Below are 22,550 nucleotides of genomic sequence, written 5' to 3'. Positions count from 1 at the left end.
CTCCTTGGCTCGGTTCCCCGTCAGCCTGTCGTGCGGGCGGGCCGCTTTCAGTAGCGCGGAAGTCCGTTTCGGGGGTGGCACTAGGTACAGCCCGGGGCTGCACCCCGCTGCATGGCGCGGTCCATTTCAGGGCAATACGGTTTGCCCATGGCGTCCCTCTCCCTGCTGCGGCGTGCGCGCGTGCACGCTCCGTGGTCGGCGGCGGCGTGGCGCGACACCGCGTTCGCCGCCTCCGGGGTGCCGCTCCAGTTCGGCGCCTGGGTGATCATCGGCGCGCCGTGGACGGTCTGGGAGCCGTGGGACGTCCTGCCCCTCCTGGCGCCGCTGGTGGTCGTGATCCTGGCGCACCCCTTCGCCGCGGCGCAGCGCGAGCGCTGCTGGGCGATGCTGGGCCTGCACGTCGCGCCGCCCGGGGAACGGCCCGGGCGCCTCCGCATGGACGGGCTCTGGCGGTCCCTCGCCTACCACCTGATCGCGGGCCCGGTCGTGGGCTGCGCGGCCCTGCTCGTCCTCGCCGCGTGGGCGGGCGGCGCCGCGCTCGCCGGGATCACCGCCTACGCCTGGACGCTCCCGCAGATCGGCCCGTACGGGCAGTGCGCGCTCACCGCGGCCGGCGTGCTGCTCCTGATCGCCGCGCCCTGGACCGCGATGGCGGTGCGGCGGCTGGACACCCGCGCGATCGGGCTGCTCCTCGGCCCGGACCGCGCCAAGGAGCTGGAGCGCCGCGTCGAGGACCTGGCCGAGAAGCGCGCCGGCGCGGTCGACGCCGCTGACATCGAACGCCGCCGCATCGAGCGCGACCTGCACGACGGCGCCCAGCAGCGGCTCGTCGCCCTCGCCATGAACCTCGGCCTGGCCCGCGAGACGCTGACCGGCGTCCCCGACGAGGCCATGCAGGTGATCGTCGAGGCGCACGAGGAGGCCAAGGAGGCGCTCACCGAGATGCGCGACCTGATCCGCGGCCTGCATCCGGCCGTCCTGGAGGACCGCGGCCTGGACGCGGCGCTGTCGGGGATCGCCGCCCGGGTGCCGCTGCCGGTGCGGCTGCGCGTGGACGTCCCGCGGCGCGCCTCGTCCACCGTGGAGGCCGTCGCCTACTTCGTGGTCTCCGAGTCCCTCGCCAACGTGGTCAAGCACGCCCGCGCGTCCGCGGTGGAGATCGACGTGGCGCGGCGCGGCGACGTGCTGCGGGTGACGGTCGCCGACGACGGGGTGGGCGGCGCCGACCCGGCCCGCGGGTCCGGCCTGGCCGGCCTGGGGCGCCGGGTCCGGTCGGTGGACGGTACCTTCCGCATCGTCAGCCCCGAAGGGGGACCGACCACCGTGACCGTGGAGCTGCCGTGCGCATTGTGATCGCCGAGGACTCGGTCCTGCTGCGGGCGGGACTGATCAAGCTGCTGGAGACCGCGGGGTTCCAGGTCCCGGCGGCGGTCGGGGACGCCGAGGCGCTGCTGTCCGCGGTGGAGGAGCACCGGCCGGACGCGGCGATCGTGGACGTCCGGATGCCGCCCGCGTTCACCGACGAGGGCGTGCGCGCGGCGCTGGTGATCCGGCGGCAGTGGCCCGAGGTGGCGCTGCTGCTGCTCTCGCAGTACGTGGAGGAGCGGTACGCCGCGGACCTGCTGGCCACCAACACCAGCGGGGTCGGCTACCTCCTCAAGGACCGGGTCGCGGACGTGTCCGCGTTCCTGGACGCGCTGCGCCGGGTGGCGGGCGGCGGCACGGCGCTGGATCCTGAGGTGGTCGCGCAGCTGCTCCTGCGCCGCCAGAGCGACCCGCTGGACCGGCTCACGCCGCGCGAGCGGGACGTCCTGGGGCTCATGGCGGAGGGCCGCTCGAACGCGGGCATCGCCGCCGCCCTGGTGGTGAGCGAGAGCGCGGTCGCCAAGCACATCAACGGCATCTTCGCCAAGCTGGACCTCCCGGACGCCGAGGGCGACCACCGCCGCGTACTGGCCGTGCTGCGCTTCCTCGGCGGCGGCGCGGGGAGCGGTGGGGACGCATGACGCGGACCGCTCCCCCGGCGCCGGGCGGGGGCGGGGAAGGACGGCCGCGGCGGCGCGGCATCTGGGTGCTGCTGGCGGTCGGGACCGCCCTGGCCGTGGTGATGCCCGCCGGGCTGCGCGTCTACGGGACGGCCATCCGCCGCACCGTCTTCGACACGGTGGTGCACCACCGCCCGGTCAGCGAGGTGGAGATCGACGCCGGGCGGGCCCGGGTGACGGTCGGGCCGGGACGGGCCGGCCAGGTCCGGGTCTTCCGGCGGCTGACGTGGGCGTTCAGCAGGCCGGAGGTGGAGCAGATCTGGGCCGGGGACGTCCTGCTGGTCCGGTTCACCTGCGAGGGGGACAAGGGGATCTACTCCGACATGGAGTGCGGCGCCGACCTCGACCTCCAGGTGCCGCCGCGGGTGCGGATCAGGGCCACGGCGGACTCGGGCGAGGTACGGGTCCGGGGCATCGAGGGCGATCTCCGGCTGGAGGCCCGGTCGGGGCTGCTGGACATGGCCGAGATCCGCGGCCGGGTCTGGGCGCGGGCGGCCTCGGGGCGGATCACCGGTACGGGACTGGCCGTCCCGGAACTGGAGGCCGAGGTGGGCTCGGGACGGATCGGCGTCGGCTTCGCCGTGCCGCCGCGGCGCGTGAAGGCGTCCGCGGGGTCGGGGGAGGTGCGGGTGACCGTGCCGCGAGGCTCCTACTACGGGGTGGAGGTCGAGTCCGGCACCGGGGACGTGCGGGTGGACCCGGCGCTGGACGACCGCTCGTCGCCGCGGACCATCGTCGCGAAGGTCGGCTCGGGCCCGGTCCGGATCGGGTACCACGGCGCCTCCGGATGACCGGTCGGCGTTGAGGCCACCGGGCTTGTGATCCTGTTCACGGCGGTGCCCGAGAATTTGCGTCAGCTGCGTGGGCCGGGTTTACTCATGGCATGACCGCCGTACGCCCCCGCCCCGCGCCGTGCCGCACGCGCGCCGTCCGGGACCTCGGGTGTACGCGCCGGCGGCGAATGTGTGGGTGCTGAGGGCCCCCGCCTGACCTCGCGCCCCGAAGCGAGCCGTTCACTCCGAGAATCACCGCCGCCATGAGCTTCCAGCGCCACCTTCTGAGCCACGCGCCGTACCCGCCCGGCCGCTCCTGAACCCCGGCGCGCCCCCATGCCCGGCCGGCCTGCCTGAACCGCCTGTCTGCGTGGTCTGCCCGGCCGCCCCCATCCCATCTGCCCGTCTGGACGGATGATTTCCTGTGATTCAGATCGAAAAACTCAGCAAGGTCTACCGCTCCCGGGGACGCGAGGTGACCGCCGTCGACGGCGTCGACCTCACCGTCCGCGAAGGTGAGATCTTCGGCGTCCTCGGCCGCAGCGGCGCCGGCAAGAGCACCCTGCTGCGCTGCGTGAACCTGCTGGAACGCCCCGACTCCGGCCGGATCGCGGTCGACGGCCGGGACCTGCTGTCCCTGGACGGCCGCGAGCTGCGCCGCGCGCGCCAGGGCATCGGGATGATCCACCAGCACTTCGGGCTGCTGTCCAGCCGTACCGTGGCGGGCAACGTGGCCTTCCCGCTGGAGGTCATGGGCGTGCCGCGGTCCGAGCGCGCCGCCCGGGTCGCCGAGCTGCTCGCACTGGTCGGCCTGGACGAGCACGCCCAGGCGCACCCCGCGCAGCTGTCGGGCGGGCAGAAGCAGCGCGTCGGCATCGCGCGTGCGCTGGCGGGCCGTCCCAAGGTGCTGCTCTCGGACGAGGCCACCTCCGCGCTCGACCCCGAGACCACCGCCTCCATCCTGGAGCTGCTGCGCGACCTCAACCGCCGCCTCGGGCTGACCGTGCTGCTGATCACCCACGAGATGGAGGTGGTCAAGCGGATCTGCGACTCGGCCGCGATCATGCGGCGGGGCCGCGTGGCGGAGTCCGGCCCGCTGCGCGAGCTGCTGCTGCGCCCCGGCTCCGAACTGGCCCGCGACCTGCTGCCGCTGCCCGACACCCCGCCGCACCCGGGCGCGGGGACGACCGTGGTCGACGTCACCTTCGAGGGCGACAGCGCGGACCGGCCGTTCGTGTCCTCGCTCGCCCGCACCTACTCGATCGACGTCAACATCCTGGGCGGCGCGGTCGAGCGGATCGGCGGCACCCGGATCGGCCGGCTGCGGATCGAGCTGCCCGGCGACCCCGACGTCAACGCCGCCCAGCTCGCCCACCTGCGCGAGGCCGGGCTCACCGTCGAGGTCCGCACCCCCGCCGACACCCCCGCCGCCGAGGAGGCGTCGCTGTCATGAGCTGGGACGAGATGGCGCCGCTGCTGCGCCAGGGCACCCTCGAGACCCTCCAGATGACCGTCTGGTCGACCCTGTTCACCGCGGCCGGCGGGATCCTGGCCGGGGTCCTGCTGATCCTCACCGCGCGGGACGGCCTGATGCCCTCCCGCCCGGTGAACGCCGTCCTCGGCCTGGTCGTCAACATCGGCCGGTCGGTCCCGTTCGTCATCCTGATGATGGGGATCATCCCGTTCACCCGGCTCCTGGTGGGCACCTCGATCGGCACGCAGGCGGCGATCGTGCCGCTGACCGTCGGGGCGATCCCCTTCTACGCCCGGCTGGTGGAGACCGCGCTGCGCGAGGTCGACCCCGGCACGATCGCCGCCGCCCGCGCGATGGGCGCCTCCCGGCCCGCACTGGTCCGCAAGGTGCTGCTGCGGGAGGCCGCGCCGGGCCTGATCGCCGGGCTCACCATCACCGTCATCGCGCTGATCAGCTACTCCGCCATCGCGGGCGCGATCGGCGGCGGCGGGCTGGGCGACCTGGCCATCCGGTACGGCTACCAGCGGTTCGAGACGCAGATGATGCTGGCCATCCTCGTGCTGCTGGTGCTGCTGGTGGCGATCGTCCAGTTGGTCGGCGACCTGTTCGTCCGGCGGCTCACGCACCGGTGAGGCTCACGCACCGGTAGGCCGCCGCGGCACCCGTCCACCTCCCCTCTTCCGCATCCCTCTTCACGAACGAGAAAGGCACTCCTCGTGCTGCGCAAGATCACCACCGTCCTCGCGTCCGCCGGGCTCCTGCTGGGCCTGGCGGCCTGCGGCGGGTCGGGCAACGACAGCGGGACCCTCACCGTCGGCGCCACCTCGGTGCCGCACGCCGAGGTCCTCACCTACGTCAAGGACAACCTGGCGGCCAAGGCCGGGCTCAAGCTGGAGATCAAGGAGTTCAGCAACTACGAGCAGCTGAACCCCGCCCTCAACGACGGCCAGCTCGACGCCAACTACTTCCAGCACCGCCCGTACCTGGCCGAGTCCAACCAGAAGACCGGGCAGAAGCTGGAGTTCCTCGCGGGCGTCCACCTGGAGCCGCTGGGCGTCTACTCCAAGAAGGTCACCAGACTGCAGGACCTGCCCCAGGGCGCCACCGTCGCGCTGCCCAGCGACCCGTCCAACCTGGCCCGCGGCCTGAAGCTGCTGGCCGACAACGGCGTGGTCACCCTCAAGCCGGGCGCGGGCGAGAGCGCCACCGAGAAGGACGTCGCCGGCAACCCCAAGGGCATCACGTTCCGTCCCACCGACGCCGCCGCGCTGCCGCGCCAGCTCGCCGACGTCGACGCCTCGGTCATCAACGGCAACTACGCCCTGGAGGGCGGCCTGACCCCGGCCAAGGACGCGCTCGCCATCGAGAAGCCGGAGAACAACCCGTACGTCAACGGGCTGGTGGTCAAGCCCGAGAACAAGGGCGACGCCGACATCAAGAAGCTGTCGGAGCTGCTGACCGGTCCCGAGGTCAAGAAGTACATCCAGGACAAGTACAAGGGCTCGGTCCTCCCCGCCGCCTGAGGCCGCCGCGAAGCCCCTGGACGCCCGCGTCCGGGGGCTTCGGCCTTTCCCCCGGAGGAAACCACTGATTTCAACCGTTTCGAGGAGGATGTCGCCGGCGACTGATAGGACGGTCCCCGAATCGAAGGGGAACCGATACCGATGAGCATCTACGAGCACCTCAGCACTTTCGCCGGACTGCGGGTGTGCGATTTCCAGCACGAGCACGAGGGCGACACCGTCCAGGAGCACTACAGCGGGGAGGAGGAGCCCGACTCGCCCGGAGAGGCCGCCTGGCGCGTGGGCAGCTGGTTCGAGGGCCCCTCCTTCGACGACCTCTTCGCCGCGTTCCTGGAGAGGATCGACACCACCGAGGTCACGCACCTGATCATCGGCTTCTGGGGCGCCGATTACGACGACGGGGCGGTCGACCCCGTGCCGGTGCTCGCCGGCGCCGCCGACCGCCTGCCCAACCTGCGCGCGCTGTTCCTCGGGGACATCGTGATGGAGCAGGCCGAGATCTCCTGGATCGAGCAGTCCGACATCACGCCGCTGTTCGCCGCGTACCCAGGACTGGAGCACCTGGGCGTCCGCGGGGGCGCGGGCCTCGCCCTCGAGCCGTTCCGCGCGCCGGCCCTGAAGACGCTGCGGTTCGAGACGGGCGGGCTTCCGGCCGGCGTGGTGCGGGCCGTCTGCGCCAGTGAGCTGCCCGTCCTGGAGCACCTGGACCTGTGGCTGGGCACCGCGAACTACGGCGGCGACGCCACCGTGGACGACCTGGCGCCGATCCTGGGCGGCGAGCGGCTGCCGTCCCTGCGCCACCTGGGCCTGGAGGACAGCGAGATCCAGGACGAGATCGCGGCGGCCGTCGCCGGCGCCCCGATCGTGGCGCGGCTGGAGTCGCTGAGCCTGGCGATGGGCGCGCTCACCGACCTGGGCGCCGAGTCGCTGCTGTCGGGGCAGCCGCTCACCCATCTCAAGCGGCTCGACCTTCACCACCACTTCCTCACCGACCCGGTGGTGAAGCGCGTGCACGCCGCCCTCCCCGGTGTCGAGGTGGACCTCGGCGACCAGCAGCAGAGCGACCGCGACTGGCGCTACGTGGCGGTCGCCGAGTAGCCGGGGCCGGTGGCGGGCGGCGTTCGGCGGCGGTATGTCGGCTCCGGCTGGTAGGACAGGTCCCGACGATCATCCGAGAGGGCTTCAGGGGTGGGAAGCGAATGACGATCAACAGCCATCTGACGGAGTTCGGCGGTCTCCCGGTGGCCGTCTTCGACGCCGAGACCGATCCGGAGACCGCCGAGCTGCCGCCGGCCGCGTCCCGCGCCTGGCGGGTCGACCTGAGCAGCGGCTGGCAGGAGGAGAAGGTCACTCCGGCGGTCCTCGACCGCTTCACCGGCGCGGTCGACTCCACCGCGGTCACCCACCTGATCATGGGGCACTGGGGCATCCAGGAGTACGGCGACCCCACGCCCGTCGAGGTCCTCACCGCCGCCGCCGACCGCTTCCCCGCGCTGCGCGCCCTCTTCCTCGGCGACATCGTCATGGAGGAACGCGAGATCTCCTGGATCGAGCAGTGCGACATCACGCCGCTGTTCGCCGCGTTCCCCGGCCTGGAGACGCTGGAGGTGCGCGGCGCCGAGGACCTGGGGCTCAAGCCCGTGCGCGCCGAGCGGCTGAAGAGGCTCCGGTTCGAGTCGGGCGGGCTTCCCGGCCAGGTCGTCCGCGGCATCGCCGCCTGCGACTTCCCGGCGCTGGAGCACCTCGACCTGTGGCTGGGCACGGAGAACTACGGCGGAAACGCCACCGTGGACGATCTCGCCCCGATCCTGAGCGGTGAGCGGCTGCCGTCGCTGCGCCACCTGGGCCTGGAGGACAGCGAGATCCAGGACGAGATCGCGGCGGCCGTCGCCGCGGCCCCGATCGTGGCGCGGCTGGAGTCGCTCAGCCTCGCCATGGGGACGCTCACCGACCGGGGCGCCGAGTCGCTGCTGTCCGGGCAGCCCCTCACCCACCTGGCCTCGCTCGACCTGAGCCACCACTACATGACCCCCGCCACGGCCGACCGCCTGAGGGCGGCGCTGCCAGGCGTCAAGGTCGACGTCGGCGACGGGCAGGACCCGGACGACGACTGGCCCTACGTCGCCATCGCCGAGTGACCCCCGTACGAAGACCACATCGAGGAAGTCGATGACGTTCAACGAGTACCTGGACGAGTTCGCCGGACTGCCGGTGGTGGGCTTCACCCCCGAAACCGAGGTCGACGAGGGGGAGGCGCTGCCCGACGACCGGGTCGCCTGGGCGGTCCGGGGCGACTGGGGCGACGAGTCGTACCCCGACCTGTTCACCCGGTTCATGGACGCCGTCGACACCACCCGGGTCGAGGCGCTGGTGCTCGGCTTCTGGGGCTGGGACGACGCCGACGGCCTCGGGGTCAAGACCCTGGTCGAGGCCGCGGACCGCTTCCCCGCCCTGCGGTCGGTCTTCGTCGGCGACATCCTCGACGAGGAGTACCACCTGTCCTGGATCCCGCACGGCGACCTGACGCCGCTGGTCGAGGCGTTCCCTTCGCTGGAGCGGCTGGAGGTGCGCGGCTGCGCGGGCCTGAACCTCAGCCCGTTCAAGAGCGACACCCTCAAGGCGCTGCGGTTCGAGTCCGGGGGCCTGCCGGCCGAGGTGGTGCGGGCGGTGGCGGCCAGCGACCTGCCCGCCCTCGAAGAGCTGGACCTGTGGTTCGGCGTGCAGATCTACGGCGGGCACGCGGAGGTCGACGACCTCGGCCCGATCTTCGAGGGGGTGCGGCTGCCCTCCGTCCGCCATCTGGGCCTGCGGAACGGCGAGTTCCAGGACGACATCGCGGCCGCCCTGGCGTCCGCGCCGATCGTGGCCCGGCTGGAGACGCTGGCGCTGGGCCTGGGGATGCTCTCCGACCAGGGCGCGGAGTCGCTGCTGGCCGGGCAGCCCCTCACCCACCTGAAGCGGCTCGACCTGAACTACCACTACGTCTCGGAGCCGATGATGGAACGCCTCCGGAAGGCGCTCCCGGGCGTCGAGCTCGACCTCGGCGGGGCGCGCGCCGTGCCGGCGGAGGGCTGGGAGGAATGGGAGGGCTTCATGTACGTCGCGGTCACGGAATGACGTCCGCCGCGTTCACCGTGATCGGCGCGCCCGGCGACCGGCGCACCGCGCTCTTCGCCGCCGCCTGCCGCGCCGCGGGCCTGCCGGGGCCGCTCGTGATCGGCTGGCACGACGTCCTCACCGCCACCTCCCTGGACATCGGGGCGGCGGGGGACGGGACGCTGGTACGGATCGACTCGCCCGGTGAGGACGCCGCCGTCGACGCCCTGCTGCGCGGCCCGGGGGAGCCGGCGCGGGTGGGCGGAGGCGCCCGCTGGTACCGGACGTTCACCGCGGGCCTGTCGCGCATCGCGGCCGAGGCGGACAGGGCCGGCGCGCGGCTGCTCAACGACGTGGACGACATCGCCGTCATGTGCGACAAACGGCGCTGCCACGCGCGCCTCCGGGCCGCCGGTGTGCCCGTACCGGAAGCACTTCCGCCGGTGTCCTCCTACGCCGAACTCCGCACCCGCATGGCGGAGGCGCGGATGCACCGCGTCTTCGTCAAGGCCGCGCACGGTTCGTCGGCCTCCGGCGTCATCGCGCTCCAGACCGCCCCCGGCGGCCGCGTCAAAGCGGTCACCTCCGCCATCCCCACCGGCTTCGGCTACGTCAACTCGCTGCGCGTCCGGTCGTACGAGACGGAGGCCGAGGTCGCCGACCTGGTCGACGCGCTGGCCCCCGACGGCCTCCACGTCGAGCGCTGGTTCCCCAAGGCGGCGCTGGACGGCCGCGTCCTCGACCTGCGCGTGGTCGTCGTCGCGGGCGAGCCGACGCACGCGGTCGTCCGGACGAGCCGCTCGCCCATGACCAACCTCCACCTCGGCGGCGCGCGCGGCGACCTCGGCGCCGTACGGCGGGCCATGGGCGAGGACTCGTGGCGGGACGCCCTCGACGTGTGCGCGCGCGCCGCCGCCTGCTTCCCCGGCAGCCTCATGGTCGGCGTCGACCTGCTCGTCCGGATCGGGTGGCGCGGGTACGCGGTCGGGGAGGTCAACGCGTTCGGCGACCTGCTGCCCGGCCTGACCGGTCTCCCCGGGAGCGGGGCCGAGGGGATCGACACCTACACTGCCCAGGTCAGAGCCGCCCTGTCAGGAAACCTCCCAGCATGTACGACATGAACGAGGTCATCGGCAGCCATGACCTGCTGCTGGTGACCCTCGACACGCTGCGCTACGACGTGGCGGCCGAACTCGCCTCCGCCGGGGAGCTCCCGACGCTCGCCGGACTGCTCCCGGGCGGCCGCTGGGAACGGCGCCACAGCCCCGGCAGCTTCACCTACGCCGCGCACGCCGCGATGCTGGCGGGCTTCCTCCCGACGCCCGCCCGGCCCGGCCCGCATCCGAGGCTGTTCGCGGCCCGCTTCCCGGGCAGCGAGACCACCGCCTCCGGCACCTGGACGTTCGACGCCGCCGACCTGCCCACCGGCCTCGCCCTGGCCGGCTACCACACGGTCTGCGTCGGCGGCGTGGGCTTCTTCAACAAGCTCACCCCGCTCGGCTCCGCCCTGCCCGCCCTCTTCGCCGAGAGCCACTGGGAACCGGAGTTCGGCGTGACCGACCCCGGCTCGATCGGCCACCAGATCGACCGGATCGCCGCGACGATCCGGCGGCTGCCGTCCACCCGCCGCCTGTTCCTCCTGCTCAACGTGTCCGCCCTGCACCAGCCCAACTGGTTCTACCTGGACGGCGCCACCCGCGAGCACGGCGACTCGCGGGAGAGCCACGCCGCCGCCCTCCGCCATGTCGACCGGCATCTGGACCGCCTCTTCGCGCTCATGCGCCGCCCCTGCTTCGTGATCGTCTGCTCCGACCACGGCACGGCGTACGGGGAGGACGGCCACACCGGTCACCGCATCGGCCACGAGGTCGTGTGGACCGTTCCGTACGGGGAGTTCGTGCTGACATGACCGGGCCCTACCAGGGATACGTGTACGCCTATCCCCACAAGACCGCCTACCGCCCCCTCGACCCCCAGCCGTCCCTCCGCGAGGTCTGGGCGGACGAGGACCGCGCTGCCCTCTTCCTCTACCTGCACGTGCCGTTCTGCGAGATGCGCTGCGGGTTCTGCAACCTCTTCACCCGTACGGGAGCGCCCGAGGAGCTCACCGGCGCCTACCTGGACGCGCTCGACCGCCAGGCGACCGCCGTCCTGGGGGGCCTGGGCGACGCCACGTTCGCCACGGCGGCGTTCGGCGGCGGCACGCCCACCTACCTGACCGCGTCCGAGCTGGAGCGGCTGTGCGACATCGCCGGCCGCTTCGCCGGCCTCGGCTCGATCCCGCTGGGCGTGGAGACCTCCCCGGCCACGGCCACGAGCGACCGCCTCGCCGTCCTCGCCGAACGCGGCGTCACCCGCGTCTCGATCGGCGTCCAGAGCTTCCTGGACGAGGAGGCCCGCGCCGCCGTGCGTCCACAGAAGCGCGCCGAGGTCGAGGCCGCCCTGGACCGCATCCGCGCCGCCGCCATCCCGACGCTCAACATCGACCTCATCTACGGCATCGACGGCCAGACCCCGGCGACCTGGCTGCACTCGCTCGACGCCGCCCTCGCGTGGGAACCCGAGGAGCTGTACCTGTACCCGTTGTACGTGCGTCCCCTGACCGGCCTCGGGCGCCGGGCGCGGGACTGGGACGACCAGCGCATGGAGCTCTACCGCACCGGCCGCGACCACCTCCTCGCCCAGGGGTACGAGCAGGTCTCCATGCGCATGTTCCGCCGCCCCACCGGGCCGGCTTCCGCCGCGTCGCCGCTCACCGGGACCGAGTACTGCTGCCAGACCGACGGGATGATCGGCCTCGGCTGCGGGGCGCGCTCGTACACCACCGGGCTGCACTACTCGTTCGAGTACGCGGTGGGCGCGACCCCGGTCCGCGCCATCATCGACTCCTACGTACGGGAGGCCGACTTCACCACGGCACGGGTCGGATTCACCCTGGACGACGGCGAACGGCGGCGCCGCCATCTCATCCAGTCGCTGCTCCAGGCGTCCGGCGTCGACCGCGCCGCCTACCGCGAACGCTTCGGCACCGACGCCGCCGCCGACTTCGACCTGGAGCCGTTCGCCGAGCGCGGCTGGGTGGAGGAGGATCGCGACGTCGTCCGGCTCACCCCCGAAGGACTGGCGCACTCGGACGCCATCGGGCCGGCGCTGTTCTCACCGGAGGTGCGGACCCTGATGGATTCCTACGAGGCGCGCTGATGGGGCACGGGCATCTCACGATCCTCTACCGCGGGCCGCTGGCGAGCTGCGACTACGACTGCCCCTACTGCCCGTTCGCGAAGCGGCGCGACACCCCCGAGCAGTTGCGGGCCGACCGCGCCGCCCTCGAACGCTTCACCGGCTGGGTCCGGGACCGGCGGCACGCGGTCTCGGTCCTCTTCACGCCGTGGGGAGAGGGCCTGGTGCGGTCCTGGTACCGGCGGGCGCTGGTCGAGCTCAGCCACCTTCCGCACGTGGAACGCGTCGCGATCCAGACGAACCTGAGCCACCGCGTCGACTGGACGGCCGAGGCGGACCTTTCCCGGCTGGCGCTGTGGACCACGTACCATCCCGGCCAGGTCCCCTACGACCGGTTCCTCGGCAAGTGCCGCGACCTCGCCGCGCGCGGGGTGCGGTTCAGCGTGGGCGTCGTGGGGCAGCCGGAGCATCTCGACGCCGCCCGCCGCCTCCGCGCCGACCTGCCGGGCGAGGTGTACCTGTGGGTGAACGCGGCCGAGGGGCGCACCTACACCGACGCCGAGGCCGCCGACTGGACGGCCCTGGACCCGCTCTTCGCCTACAGCCGCGAGCCGCATCCCAGCAAGGGCCTGCCCTGCCGTACCGGCGAAACGGTCATCTCCGTGGACGGCGAAGGGACGGTACGGCGCTGCCACTTCATCCCGACCGTCCTGGGCAACCTCTACGACGGCTCCTACGAGGCGGCCCTGCGCCCCCGCCCCTGCCCCGCCGACATCTGCGACTGCCACATCGGCTACGTCCACCTGGAACCCCTGCCCCTCTACGACGTTTTCGCCGGGGGCATCCTCGAACGCATCCCCCTGACGAGCTGAACGAGAGACCACGGCGGAAGGGCATGTGAAGCCGTGACCGCGCTCGGCTCGTGAGCGAGCATGGCCGGAAATGCCTGGGCGGATGTCCCCTGATGACTAGGGAAGTGATCATCAAGGGACATCCGCCGTGGCGGCCGGGGACACCGCCCCGACCGGTCTAGAACCGCCCTCCACCACCCCGCGGGCCTGGACCCTTGAGCACGGGCCCGGCAGGTAGCGGCGTCCCGCCCGGCGGCGGTTCGGCGATGGGCGTTTGGGATGGGCGTCAGGTCTCCTTCTCCGGGCGGTAGTCGCGGGGGTCGATGCCGAACGTCCAGGCCACGCCCTCGCGGGCGGTGCGCGTGCCCGGCGGGACCCGCAGGAAGTAGGTGCGGTACGACCCGTCCGGCTCCGGTGTGGAGTTGACCACTTCGACCATGGCGATGGCCTCGTCGCCGGGGAGGTCGATCCGCCACAGCACTCCGGACTCGCCCCGGTTCACCGGCTTGGCCCCGGTCTCGGCGAGGTAGCGGTCGTAGCCGAAGATCTCGAGCATGATCCGCCGCTGCTCGGCGTTGGCCTCGGCCCGGATCCGCTCGGGCGTCAGGTCGGTCAGCGACTCGATGAAACCGCCGGGCATCGGCATGCCGCGCCAGGCGTGCAGCGAGAGCCCGTCACCGTAGGCCAGGGCGGGCCCGTCGCCCCGGTGCAGGCGGCCCTGCTCGTCGCGGTGCAGGACGACCGGGCGCTCGGAGATGATCGCGATCCGCTCGTACGGCCACCACCAGCCCGCCACCCGGGAGACCTCCGCCAGCCCGGCCAGCGCGGCGCCGGGATGGCCGTGGGCGTCGAGATGGCCGAGGGAGTCGACCAGCGACAGCCACGGGGCGTCGTGCTGGCCGAGGACTGCGTCGAGGGTGGCGCCGCGCAGCAGGGTCGCGGTCGCGGGGTGGTCCGCGGCCAGTTCGCCGATGGCGCGGCGGACCCGCGTCGCGAGGTCGTCGACCTGGGCCCAGAGGCGGCCGCCGGTCTCCGCCCAGGCGCGTGCCCACTGCTCCGGCCCCAGTTCGGAGCATGCGGCGGTGCGCGCCTTCTCCCACGGGAGGGTGCGCACGGCCTCGCGCACGCTCGCACCCGTCTCCGGCATGTCGACCAGGGGCGCGACCGGCGCGATGTACTCGCCGAGCCCCGCCTCCCGGAGCGCGTCCCCGTGGCCGGCGATCAGTGCGGCGGCGATCGCGCCGTGCGCGGGGGAGGGCACCCAGACGATGCGTTCGGGCGGCGCCAGGCCGGCGGCCGTGTAGGCGGTGCGGACTCCGGCCTCGGCGCGCTCGTGCTCGGCGGTGCCGGTCGGGCCGGAGGAGAAGGCGACGGACTGCCAGGCGAGGACGGTCTCGCCGCGCGTCCGGACGGGGGCCTGCGGCTCGTCGGCGCCGGCGGGGGTCTCCTGGGTCGTGGTCTGCACGTCGGGCCTCCGGCTCAGTCGGCCACGACGCGGACGGCGCCCGGCACGTACTCGCGCTGGCGGATGACGCGGAACCAGCCCTTCGGGAGGGCGATCGCCGCGTGCTCCTCGTGCACCAGGCGCCCGCCGTGGGGGAGATGCAGATGGTCGGGGCGCAGCGGATCGGCGTCGCGCAGCAGCTCGCCGGGGGCCGCGACGGCGTGCGCGTGGCCGGTCGCCTCGCCCAGCGCGAGCACCATGCGACCGCGGTCGTCGCGGGGCGCCGGCGACAGCCCGCGCGCGGCGGCGGGGATCTCGTCCTCGGGGACGGGAACGATGAGGATGTCTCCCTGTCGGTACATGTGCCGCAACGTAACCGGCGCCACTGACATTTCCGCGCCGCCGGACCGCCGGAAACCCGCCGCGTCCCCCGGAACCATCGGCCTCTGAAGCTCTGACCAGCGAGGCCACCCGTCTCGGGGACCGCCGGAAAATCGGTGCCGGGCGACCGCCGGACGAGCGATCGCCCGGACGGTCAGTAGCCGCGGGTGCGGCGGGCGGCGGGACGCGCCCAGCGGCCCGAGGCGCTGAGCCCGACCCGCTGGAAGGCCCGGACGAGTTCACCGCCGAGGTTGACCCCCGCGCCCAGGGCCAGCGCCACCGACAGCGCGGCGATGAGGCTGAGCACCCCCGCCTCCGGGTCGCCCGTGTTCAGCTCGACCATGCCCCGGTAGAGGAGCGTTCCCGGCAGCAGCGGCGCGATGGCCGGGACGACGTAGGGCAGCACGGGCGCGTTCCGGCGGCGCGCCAGCATGCTGGCCAGCAGGCCGATGGTGGTGGCGGAGATGGCCGAGGCCAGGACCGGGGTCACGTTCCAGTTGAGCAGGAGCACGTACATGACCCAGATCACGCCGCCGCCCAGGGCCGCCGCGACGAGCACGTCCTTGGGCACGGCCAGGGACACCGCGAACGCCAGTGACACCGCCGCGGCCGCCAGCACGGGCACCGGCTCGAAGAGGGCGGGGGATTCGGGCAGGTGGGCGACGCTCACGTTCACGTTCAGCTTCACCGCCACGTACACGACCACGCCCAGCCCGGCGACGATCGCGGCGATGATGAAGAACACCTCCAGCATGCGCGCGCCCGCGCTCACCAGATCGCCGGTGATGCCGTCCTGGATGCTCGCCACCAGGGGGCGGCCGGGCAGCAGCGCGAGGACCGCGCCGGTCACCACCGTGGACGCGCGCGCGGGGCTGCCCATCGCCACCACCATCGCGGCGGCCGTGGCGCCGAACGACGAGGCCACGAGAAGCTGGAAGAACTCGGCGATCCCCCGGCGCGCCAGGGCGGCGGCGGCGCGGTCGCCCAGCATCGTCGCCACGAACGCGGTCGCGGCGACCAGGGGTCCGCCGCCCACCAGCACGCTGGCGGACGCCGCGATCAGCCCGAACGACACCACCAGCAGCCACGGCGGGTAGGGGCCGCGGCCCCGCTTGATCGCGGCCAGGCGGGCGTGCGCCTCTTCGAGCTCCAGCATCCCGATCGAGGCTTCCTGGACGATCTGGTGCAGCGCGGTGAGCCGCCAGTACGCGGGGGTGCGGCGCCGGATCGCGCGCGACCCGGTGACCGGGAGCGCGCTGCCCCCCGGGTGGGCCGACACCAGCAGGCTGGTGAAGGTGACCTGGACCTCGCAGCGGGGCAGTTCGTAGGCCACCGCCAGGCCGAGCATCGCCTCGTTCACCCGCTCGGTGGACTCGCCGCTGGCCAGCAGCAGTTCCCCCACGCGCAGCACGAGGTCGATCACCCGTGCGTTGACGATCTCGCTGGGTTCGTCCTCCGGGGGTTCCGGTGGCGAGCCGTCCATCAGGACCTGCCAGGTCCGCCGCAAGCGCTCCGTCGCCCGCCTCATTCCCGGTCCTACGCCTCCGTCCGTTCCCGGCACCGAATTCGACGGAAGGCTACCCGTTTGGGGATCATGCTCAATCCAGCGGGGAGGGGAGAGTTGTCCCCAGAATCGGGTTCGGGTGCATGCCGTCGGCGGCGGCTGGTAGCAAGGACGAATGAGCCTTCCCGAGACTCCGCCGGGCCCCGCCGACCCCGCCTCCGACGACGGGCTGCGCGCCGAGGCCGAGCGCTGCCTGCGCGCCCTGGCGGGGGAGGGCGCGCGGCTGCGCGACGACCAGTGGACCGCGATCCACGCGCTGGTCGTCGGGCGGCGCCGGGCGCTGGTCGTGCAGCGCACCGGCTGGGGCAAGTCCGCCGTCTACTTCGTCGCGACCCGGCTGCTGCGCGGCCGCGGCGCCGGCCCCACGGTGATCGTCTCGCCGCTGCTGGCGCTGATGCGCAACCAGATCGACGCCGCCGCCCGGGCCGGGATCCACGCCCGGACGATCAACTCCGCCAACACCGACGACTGGGAGCCGATCTTCGCCGAGGTCGAGGCGGGCGCGGTGGACGTGCTGCTGGTCAGCCCCGAGCGGCTCAACAACCCCGACTTCCGCGACCTGGTGCTGCCCAAGCTCGCCGCCGGGGCGGGCCTGGTCGTGGTCGACGAGGCGCACTGCATCTCCGACTGGGGCCACGACTTCCGCCCCGACTACCGGCGCCTGCGCACCCTGCTGGCCGAGCTCCCGCCGGGCATCCCCGTGCTGGCCACCACGGCGACCGCCAACGCCCGCGTCACCCAGGACGTCGCCGAGCAGCTGGCCGCCGACGACGCGCTGGTGCTGCGCGGCGCCCTCGAACGCGACTCGCTGCACCTGGCCGTGGTGCGGCTCGCCGAGCCCGAACGCCGGATCGCCTGGCTGGGCGAGCATCTCGGCACGCTCCCCGGCTCGGGCATCGTCTACACCCTCACCGTCGCCGCCGCCCACGAGATCGCGGGCTACCTGCGCGACCGCGGGTACGAGGTGGCCGCCTACTCCGGCCAGACCGATCCCGCCGAGCGGCTCCAGGCCGAGCGCGACCTCCTCGACAACAAGCTCAAGGCCCTGGTCGCCACCAGCGCCCTGGGCATGGGCTTCGACAAGCCCGACCTGGGCTTCATCGTCCATGTGGGCGCCCCGCAGTCGCCGGTGGCCTACTACCAGCAGATCGGCCGTGCCGGACGCGGCGTCGACCGCGCCGAGGTGATCCTCCTCCCCGGCCGGGAGGACCGCGACATCTGGGCCTACTTCGCCAGCCTGGCGTTCCCCCCGGAACCGGTCGTGCGGGCCACGCTCGACGTGCTGGAGGCGGCGGGCCGCCCGCTGTCCACCGGCGCCCTGGAGCCCCGCGTCGACCTGGGCCGGGCCCGCCTGGAGATGATGCTCAAGGTCCTGGACGTCGACGGTGCCGTCCGCCGGGTGAAGGGCGGCTGGACGGCCACCGGCCGGGACTGGTCCTACGACCGCGAACGGTACGAGCGGGTGGCCGGCGAGCGCACCCGCGAGCAGCGCGCCATGCTCGACTACCTCGCCACCGAGGGCTGCCGCGAGGAGTTCCTGCGCCGCCAGCTGGACGACCCCGCGGCCGGTCCGTGCGGCCGCTGCGACAACTGCACCGGCCGGCACTGGCCCGCCGAGGTGTCCGAGGCGGGCGCCGCCAAGGCCCGCGACCGGCTGCGCCGTCCCGGCGTGGAGGTCGCCCCGCGCCGCATGTGGCCCACCGGGGTCAAGGACGACCTCGGCGTCTCCGGCCGCATCGCCCCCGACCACCAGGCCGAGCCCGGCCGGGCCCTGGGCCGCCTCACCGACATCGGCTGGGGCAACCGGCTCCGCGAGCTGTTCGCCGGGTCCGACACCGACGTCTCCCCGGAGATGTTCGACGCCGTGGTGAAGGTCCTGGCCGCCTGGGACTGGTCCAGCCGTCCGGCGGGCGTGGTCACCATCGGCTCCCACACCCGCCCTCGCCTGGTCGAGGGCCTGGGGCGGCGGCTGGCGGAGATCGGCCGGCTGCCCTACCTGGGCGGGTTCGTCCCCCTAGGTGAGCCGATCCCGCGCCGCCACAACAGCGCCCAGCGCCTGCGCTCGGTCTGGCACGCTCTGACCCTGCCCGACGACGTCGCCGCCGCCGTCCGCGAGGCGGACGGCCCGATCCTGCTGGTCGACGACCGGATGGAGACCGGCTGGACCATGACCGTGGCCGCCCGCCGCCTCCGCGAAGCCGGCGCCCCGGCCGTCCTCCCCCTGACCCTCGCCGTGACCACATGACCCGCGATCACGGACTTCCTCACCAAACCCTTCACCGCCCCGGCAGGCCCGTTCCCCAGAACGAGAGGACGAGACCCCGCGCGTGACCGCCCCTCGTGGGTCGCGCGCAGGTGCCCTGCCGGTGCGGGTGGGCGGTGGGACGGGGCCGTGCGCGGCCCCGGGCAACGGGAGAAAAGTGTTCTAGAGGTCAGTAAAGATCGTCCAGCTGTTTGGGAGAACATCTAGAGATTAGTTCGGGGGTAATTGTCATCAGTTCCCCTTGGAATGGCCGAGCGGCCATTTGGCGAGGTCGTCGCCCGCCGATCCGGCGGGGTAGTACCGTCCGTGTCCGTGTCGTCCTCTTTGCCGTCCCCCGCCCGTCCGCTGCTCGACGAGCTCCTCGACTGCCCGCCCGGGTTGCTGGACACCACCTTCGACCAGCTGCGGACGCTGCTGGTGGTGTACGAGACGGGCTCGGCGCTGCGGGCCGCCCGCGCCCTCGGCCGCGAGCAGTCCAGCGTCCAGAAGCAGCTCGACACGCTCAACCGCAACTGCCAGGCGCTGTGCGGGGAGGTGCTCACGCTGCGGCAGGGGCGGGGCAAGGACTTCCTGTTCACCCCGACCGGCGAGGGCGCGGCGCGGCTGGCGCGGGAGACGCTGCGGGAGTGGCTGGACGCGGTGCACCTGAGCCGCCGCCGCCTCGGCCGGATGATCACCGTGGGCACCACCGAGTTCACCCTGCCGATCGTGTCCCGCGCCTGGGACCTGGTGGCCGAGGAACTGCGGCAGCGCGAGGTGGAGTTCAAGGTCGTGCACGTGCGGACCAAGGACCTGTGGTCGCGGCTGGAGTCCAAGGAGATGGACCTGATCTGCGGCACGATCGTCAGCACCCCCGACGGCGACCGGAGGCTGCGCGACCACGAGGTGGTGGAGTACGCGCGCGGCCGGGCGATGCTGCTCACCAATCTGGGCGAGCCGGAGCTGCCCGGCGACACGGCGCGCACCAGCGACCTGGCGGGCCTGCCGCTGGTGGTCCCGCCGGCCGGGCTGATCGCCGACTTCCTGGCCTGCTGGTACGGGCCGGGCTTCCGGGAGCGGCTCAACGTCGTCGCCGACATCGACGACGTGCACTACGGGTTCTCGCTGCTGCGCTCCGGCTTCGTCCGCGGCTGCATGATCGTCACGGCCTCGATCGGCCGCCGCATGGCCGAGCGGGTCGAGCCGGGGGAGCGGCCGCTGCGCACCCTCGACCTGCACGACGACCTGGAGCCCAAGGCCGAGCTGATGACCGGCGCGTTCGTGCGCAAGGCCGACCTCGAACGCTACGACACGGGCCATCCGCTCAACCGCCTGTGGCACGCCGTGCAGGAGGACGCCCGCCTCTACACGACCCAGCCCTAAGCGCTCCACGACACAGGCCCCACCCCGCGACAACCCTCGCCAGGCCACAAGCACCCCGGCACGCAACCATCGCCGCCCTACCTGCTGGCCCGCCGGCCGGACGCCGCTGGACCACGTCGTTGGCGCCCTGTCGCGGCCGCCCGCCGAGGTGCCGCGCGCTGCTGATCGCCGGCCCCCCCAGCGCAGCGAGCTGGCCAGCGCGACCACAAGGCACCGCCGGCTTCGAGGGGATTTCGCGGAGATCCATGCGGGCGGCGGCGCCCGTGAAGCGCATGGTGGCCGGGACGAGCAGGGAGCGGACCGGCAGGGCGTCCACGACGACGGCGACGAACGTGCCGATGACGACGAGGAACAGCGGCGCGAGTCCTCCTGGCCGTCGCCCCAGAGACGGAGATGGCACGGAGCGCAGCTCTCACCCAGGCTCAGGCCGGAGTTCGCGTGGTGAGCTGGGCCGCCGTCGGCCACCGCCGAGGAGCCCCATGGTCGACTTCAGCACCTCGCTGGAGAGCACGGCCGCCAGCGCCCCGGGCCAGGGCCCGCGGTGCGGCGGGTCGCCGCGCTGCGGCGCGCTGCGGCTTGGCCGTGCGGCTACGGCGGCCGGTCTTCCCGGATCTTCGGCGGCTCCCGGCGCCGGCGCGCCGGGAAGCCTGCCCGCGCGAGCCAGCCTGAGGTCCGGCGGGTCGCCGCGCTGCGGCGCGCCGCGCTTGGCCGTGCGGTAACGGCGGCCGGTCTCCCCGGATCTTCGGCGGCTCCCGGCTCCTGTACTTCGCTGGAGGGCATGGCCAACGGCGTCCCGGAGCCGGGCCCGCGGTGCGGCGGGTCGCCGCGCTTGGCCTTGCGGCAACGGCGGCTGGCCTTCCCGGATCTTCGGCGGCTCCCGGCGCCGGCGCGCCGGGAAGCCCGCCCGCGCTAGCCAGATGGACACGCGCGGGTCTCAACGGCGCCTTGGCGGGTCGCCGTGCCGCATTCGGCTCGCGGCGGCCGACCATGAGGGCGAGATCCACCACCCCGACCGCGCGCCGGGCGGGGGCCGCCGAACGGCCGGGCCGCGTGGGCGAGCGTCACCGGGCAATCGCCAAGCGATGTCATTGCGGCTGCGGAACCCCGGTGGCGCGGGGTGCCGCCGGGCGGCGCCGACTCGGGTGCGCTCGTACGCGGATCCGGCGCGCCACACATGCCCGTCGTCGGGGCGAACCGCCGGGCGAGCGCCGTGGGCCGGCGCCGTGGATCGGCGCGCCGGTAGACGTCGCGGGTAGGCGCGCCCGCCCTTGTTCTCGGCGCCCCGCGCCGCCGCCCGAGCCGCCGGGGCGCGACCGGCGCTCGCCGCCGGCAGCTAGCGCCAACCCCCGGGGACTCAGGACGGCGCTGCTCGGCGCGCGGCAGCGCGAGCGCTGGCCTCAAGCGTCGGCCTCAAGCGTCGGCCGCCGCTGGTGACCGTGCGCGGGCCGGGCTCACGGCGGCCACGGGGTGTGGGCATGGCGAAGGGCCCGGGGCCTTGCGGCGCCGGGCCCTCCAGCCGAGCGGTCAGTTCTTGATCTGGTTGTCGACCACGTCGAGGGTCGGGCGGGCGCCCAGGTGCTGCATGGCGCGGGCGGCCAGGCGGCACCCGGCGTTCAGCGCCTCGGCCGGCGGCTTGCCGTCCAGCCACACCGGGAGGAAGCCCGCGACGAACGCGTCCCCGGCGCCCGTACCATCGATGATCTTGTCGACCGGTTCGGCGGCGACGGTGACCGGCTCGGGACGGCCGTTGGTGTACCAGAGCGCCCCGTCACCACCGTTCATGATCACGACCTGCGGGTACCAGGCGGTGAGTACCTTGGCGGCCTGGTCGGGCGTGTCCCGCCCGGTCAGCACCTCGGCCTCCTTGGCGTTGACCACCAGCAGCCGGGCGCCCTGCGTCCACTCCAGGAACGGTTCGGCTCCCATCCGCTTGAGCGGGGACGAGGAGCCCGCGTCCACCGAAATGGACATCTGGGCCTTGCGGGCCAGTTCCAAGGTGTGGACGGCGGCCTTCCTCGACCCCTCGTTGATCAGGGAGTACCCGGAAAGGTGCAGGTGGGTTCCCTGGTTGAAAAGGTCTCTGCAGCGTTCGATGTCCTCCGGGAGGAGTGCCGCGTTGGCCCCGGGGTCGGACAGCATGGTCCGGTCACCCTTATGGGTGATCAGCACCACACAGGTCCCCGTGGGCCGCTCCTGGTCCATGACCAGGCGGGCGTCCACGCCGTACCCCATGAGCTCCATGTCCCGGTTCCGGCCCGCGATGTCGGAGCCGCGGCGGCCCACGAAGGCGGCCTCGACCCCCTCAAGGGCGAGCCACGAGGCCACGTTGGCGCCCGAACCGCCTCCGTGCGTCGTCACGGCGGCGGGCGTGTCGCTGCCCTTGGCCAGGGGAAATGCGGCACGAGCCACGGTATCAGTCATCAAATCGCCGACCACGACCACGCGCGTCATGGAGTCATCACCTCGATCAACACGGCCCGCGCGAGCGGCATTCTGGGCGTGTGGTCGACCGTAACAGTTCTTGCCCCCCGAATAGGTCTCGAACGCGCAGCGAAACCAGGGAACCCGGCGTTTTTCCCTGCGCATGGTCACCG

Annotated in this window: 19 protein-coding genes; 15 read left to right on the top strand and 4 right to left on the bottom strand. The window is 73.4% G+C overall.

Going from position 1 to position 22,550, the window contains the following annotated elements; genetic code table 11:
* The first annotated feature begins 147 nt into the window (after positions 1-147).
* The 13 genes from ACFPZN_RS31815 (at position 148) to ACFPZN_RS31755 (ending at position 12,963) form a co-directional block, all read left to right on the top strand.
* Positions 148-1,353, top strand: coding sequence for a sensor histidine kinase (locus ACFPZN_RS31815; RefSeq protein ID WP_378285973.1), 1,206 nt, complete (start codon positions 148-150; stop codon positions 1,351-1,353).
* Positions 1,341-2,006, top strand: coding sequence for a response regulator (locus tag ACFPZN_RS31810; protein WP_378285972.1), 666 nt, complete (start codon positions 1,341-1,343; stop codon positions 2,004-2,006). Before ACFPZN_RS31815 ends, ACFPZN_RS31810 begins: the two co-directional genes overlap by 13 nt.
* Complete coding sequence (locus ACFPZN_RS31805) at positions 2,003-2,836, top strand: DUF4097 family beta strand repeat-containing protein (RefSeq protein WP_378285971.1); 834 nt, start codon at positions 2,003-2,005, stop codon at positions 2,834-2,836. The genes ACFPZN_RS31810 and ACFPZN_RS31805 overlap by 4 nt, the downstream gene beginning before the upstream one ends.
* Positions 2,837-3,242: 406 nt before the next feature.
* Entirely contained in the window at positions 3,243-4,271 is a 1,029-nt protein-coding gene (locus ACFPZN_RS31800; protein ID WP_378285970.1) for a methionine ABC transporter ATP-binding protein, read from the top strand.
* Positions 4,268-4,924 (top strand): methionine ABC transporter permease, encoded by a 657-nt coding sequence (locus tag ACFPZN_RS31795; RefSeq protein WP_378285969.1) that lies wholly within the window; start codon positions 4,268-4,270, stop codon positions 4,922-4,924. Before ACFPZN_RS31800 ends, ACFPZN_RS31795 begins: the two co-directional genes overlap by 4 nt.
* A gap of 84 nt (positions 4,925-5,008) precedes the next feature.
* A complete protein-coding gene (locus ACFPZN_RS31790; RefSeq protein ID WP_378285968.1) occupies positions 5,009-5,815 on the top strand; it encodes a MetQ/NlpA family ABC transporter substrate-binding protein in 807 nt (268 codons plus the stop codon).
* Between the two features lie 141 nt (positions 5,816-5,956).
* Entirely contained in the window at positions 5,957-6,913 is a 957-nt protein-coding gene (locus ACFPZN_RS31785) for an STM4015 family protein (RefSeq protein WP_378285967.1), read from the top strand.
* A gap of 101 nt (positions 6,914-7,014) precedes the next feature.
* Complete coding sequence (locus tag ACFPZN_RS31780) at positions 7,015-7,953, top strand: STM4015 family protein (protein ID WP_378285966.1); 939 nt, start codon at positions 7,015-7,017, stop codon at positions 7,951-7,953.
* Positions 7,954-7,984: 31 nt separating this feature from the next.
* Entirely contained in the window at positions 7,985-8,932 is a 948-nt protein-coding gene (locus tag ACFPZN_RS31775; RefSeq protein ID WP_378285965.1) for an STM4015 family protein, read from the top strand.
* Entirely contained in the window at positions 8,929-10,032 is a 1,104-nt protein-coding gene (locus tag ACFPZN_RS31770) for an STM4014 family protein (protein ID WP_378285963.1), read from the top strand. The genes ACFPZN_RS31775 and ACFPZN_RS31770 overlap by 4 nt, the downstream gene beginning before the upstream one ends.
* Positions 10,020-10,820: an STM4013/SEN3800 family hydrolase gene (locus ACFPZN_RS31765; RefSeq protein ID WP_464043016.1), complete on the top strand. Its 801-nt coding sequence runs from the start codon at positions 10,020-10,022 to the stop codon at positions 10,818-10,820. Before ACFPZN_RS31770 ends, ACFPZN_RS31765 begins: the two co-directional genes overlap by 13 nt.
* On the top strand, positions 10,817-12,112 hold the full coding sequence (locus ACFPZN_RS31760) for an STM4012 family radical SAM protein (RefSeq protein WP_378285961.1): 1,296 nt from the start codon (positions 10,817-10,819) through the stop codon (positions 12,110-12,112). The genes ACFPZN_RS31765 and ACFPZN_RS31760 overlap by 4 nt, the downstream gene beginning before the upstream one ends.
* A complete protein-coding gene (locus ACFPZN_RS31755; protein ID WP_378285959.1) occupies positions 12,112-12,963 on the top strand; it encodes an STM4011 family radical SAM protein in 852 nt (283 codons plus the stop codon). The genes ACFPZN_RS31760 and ACFPZN_RS31755 overlap by 1 nt, the downstream gene beginning before the upstream one ends.
* Before the next feature lie 265 nt (positions 12,964-13,228).
* Here ACFPZN_RS31755 and ACFPZN_RS31750 read toward each other — a convergent pair whose 3' ends face one another.
* From ACFPZN_RS31750 to ACFPZN_RS31740, 3 genes are all read right to left on the bottom strand, one after another.
* Positions 13,229-14,407 (bottom strand): DUF6745 domain-containing protein, encoded by a 1,179-nt coding sequence (locus ACFPZN_RS31750; RefSeq protein ID WP_378285958.1) that lies wholly within the window; start codon positions 14,405-14,407, stop codon positions 13,229-13,231.
* 14 nt (positions 14,408-14,421) lie between these two features.
* Entirely contained in the window at positions 14,422-14,748 is a 327-nt protein-coding gene (locus tag ACFPZN_RS31745; protein WP_378285957.1) for a hypothetical protein, read from the bottom strand.
* A gap of 173 nt (positions 14,749-14,921) precedes the next feature.
* A complete protein-coding gene (locus ACFPZN_RS31740; RefSeq protein ID WP_378285956.1) occupies positions 14,922-16,295 on the bottom strand; it encodes a threonine/serine exporter family protein in 1,374 nt (457 codons plus the stop codon).
* A gap of 151 nt (positions 16,296-16,446) precedes the next feature.
* Here ACFPZN_RS31740 and ACFPZN_RS31735 point away from each other — a divergent pair, with 151 nt between their 5' ends.
* Positions 16,447-18,576, top strand: coding sequence for a RecQ family ATP-dependent DNA helicase (locus ACFPZN_RS31735; protein WP_378285955.1), 2,130 nt, complete (start codon positions 16,447-16,449; stop codon positions 18,574-18,576).
* 330 nt (positions 18,577-18,906) lie between these two features.
* Positions 18,907-19,956, top strand: a complete 1,050-nt coding sequence (locus ACFPZN_RS31730) for a LysR family transcriptional regulator (protein WP_378285954.1) — start codon at positions 18,907-18,909, stop codon at positions 19,954-19,956.
* A 1,524-nt stretch (positions 19,957-21,480) separates the two neighbouring features.
* Here ACFPZN_RS31730 and ACFPZN_RS31725 read toward each other — a convergent pair.
* Entirely contained in the window at positions 21,481-22,407 is a 927-nt protein-coding gene (locus ACFPZN_RS31725; protein WP_378285953.1) for a carbohydrate kinase family protein, read from the bottom strand.
* Between the last annotated feature and the right edge of the window lie 143 nt (positions 22,408-22,550).

Origin of the sequence: Actinomadura rugatobispora (assembly GCF_042656285.1) — a bacterium.
In the GTDB taxonomy this organism is placed as follows: domain Bacteria; phylum Actinomycetota; class Actinomycetes; order Streptosporangiales; family Streptosporangiaceae; genus Spirillospora; species Spirillospora rugatobispora.
The sequence above is the reverse complement of the archived record's forward strand: the minus strand, read 5'-3'. Positions and strand labels throughout refer to the sequence as shown.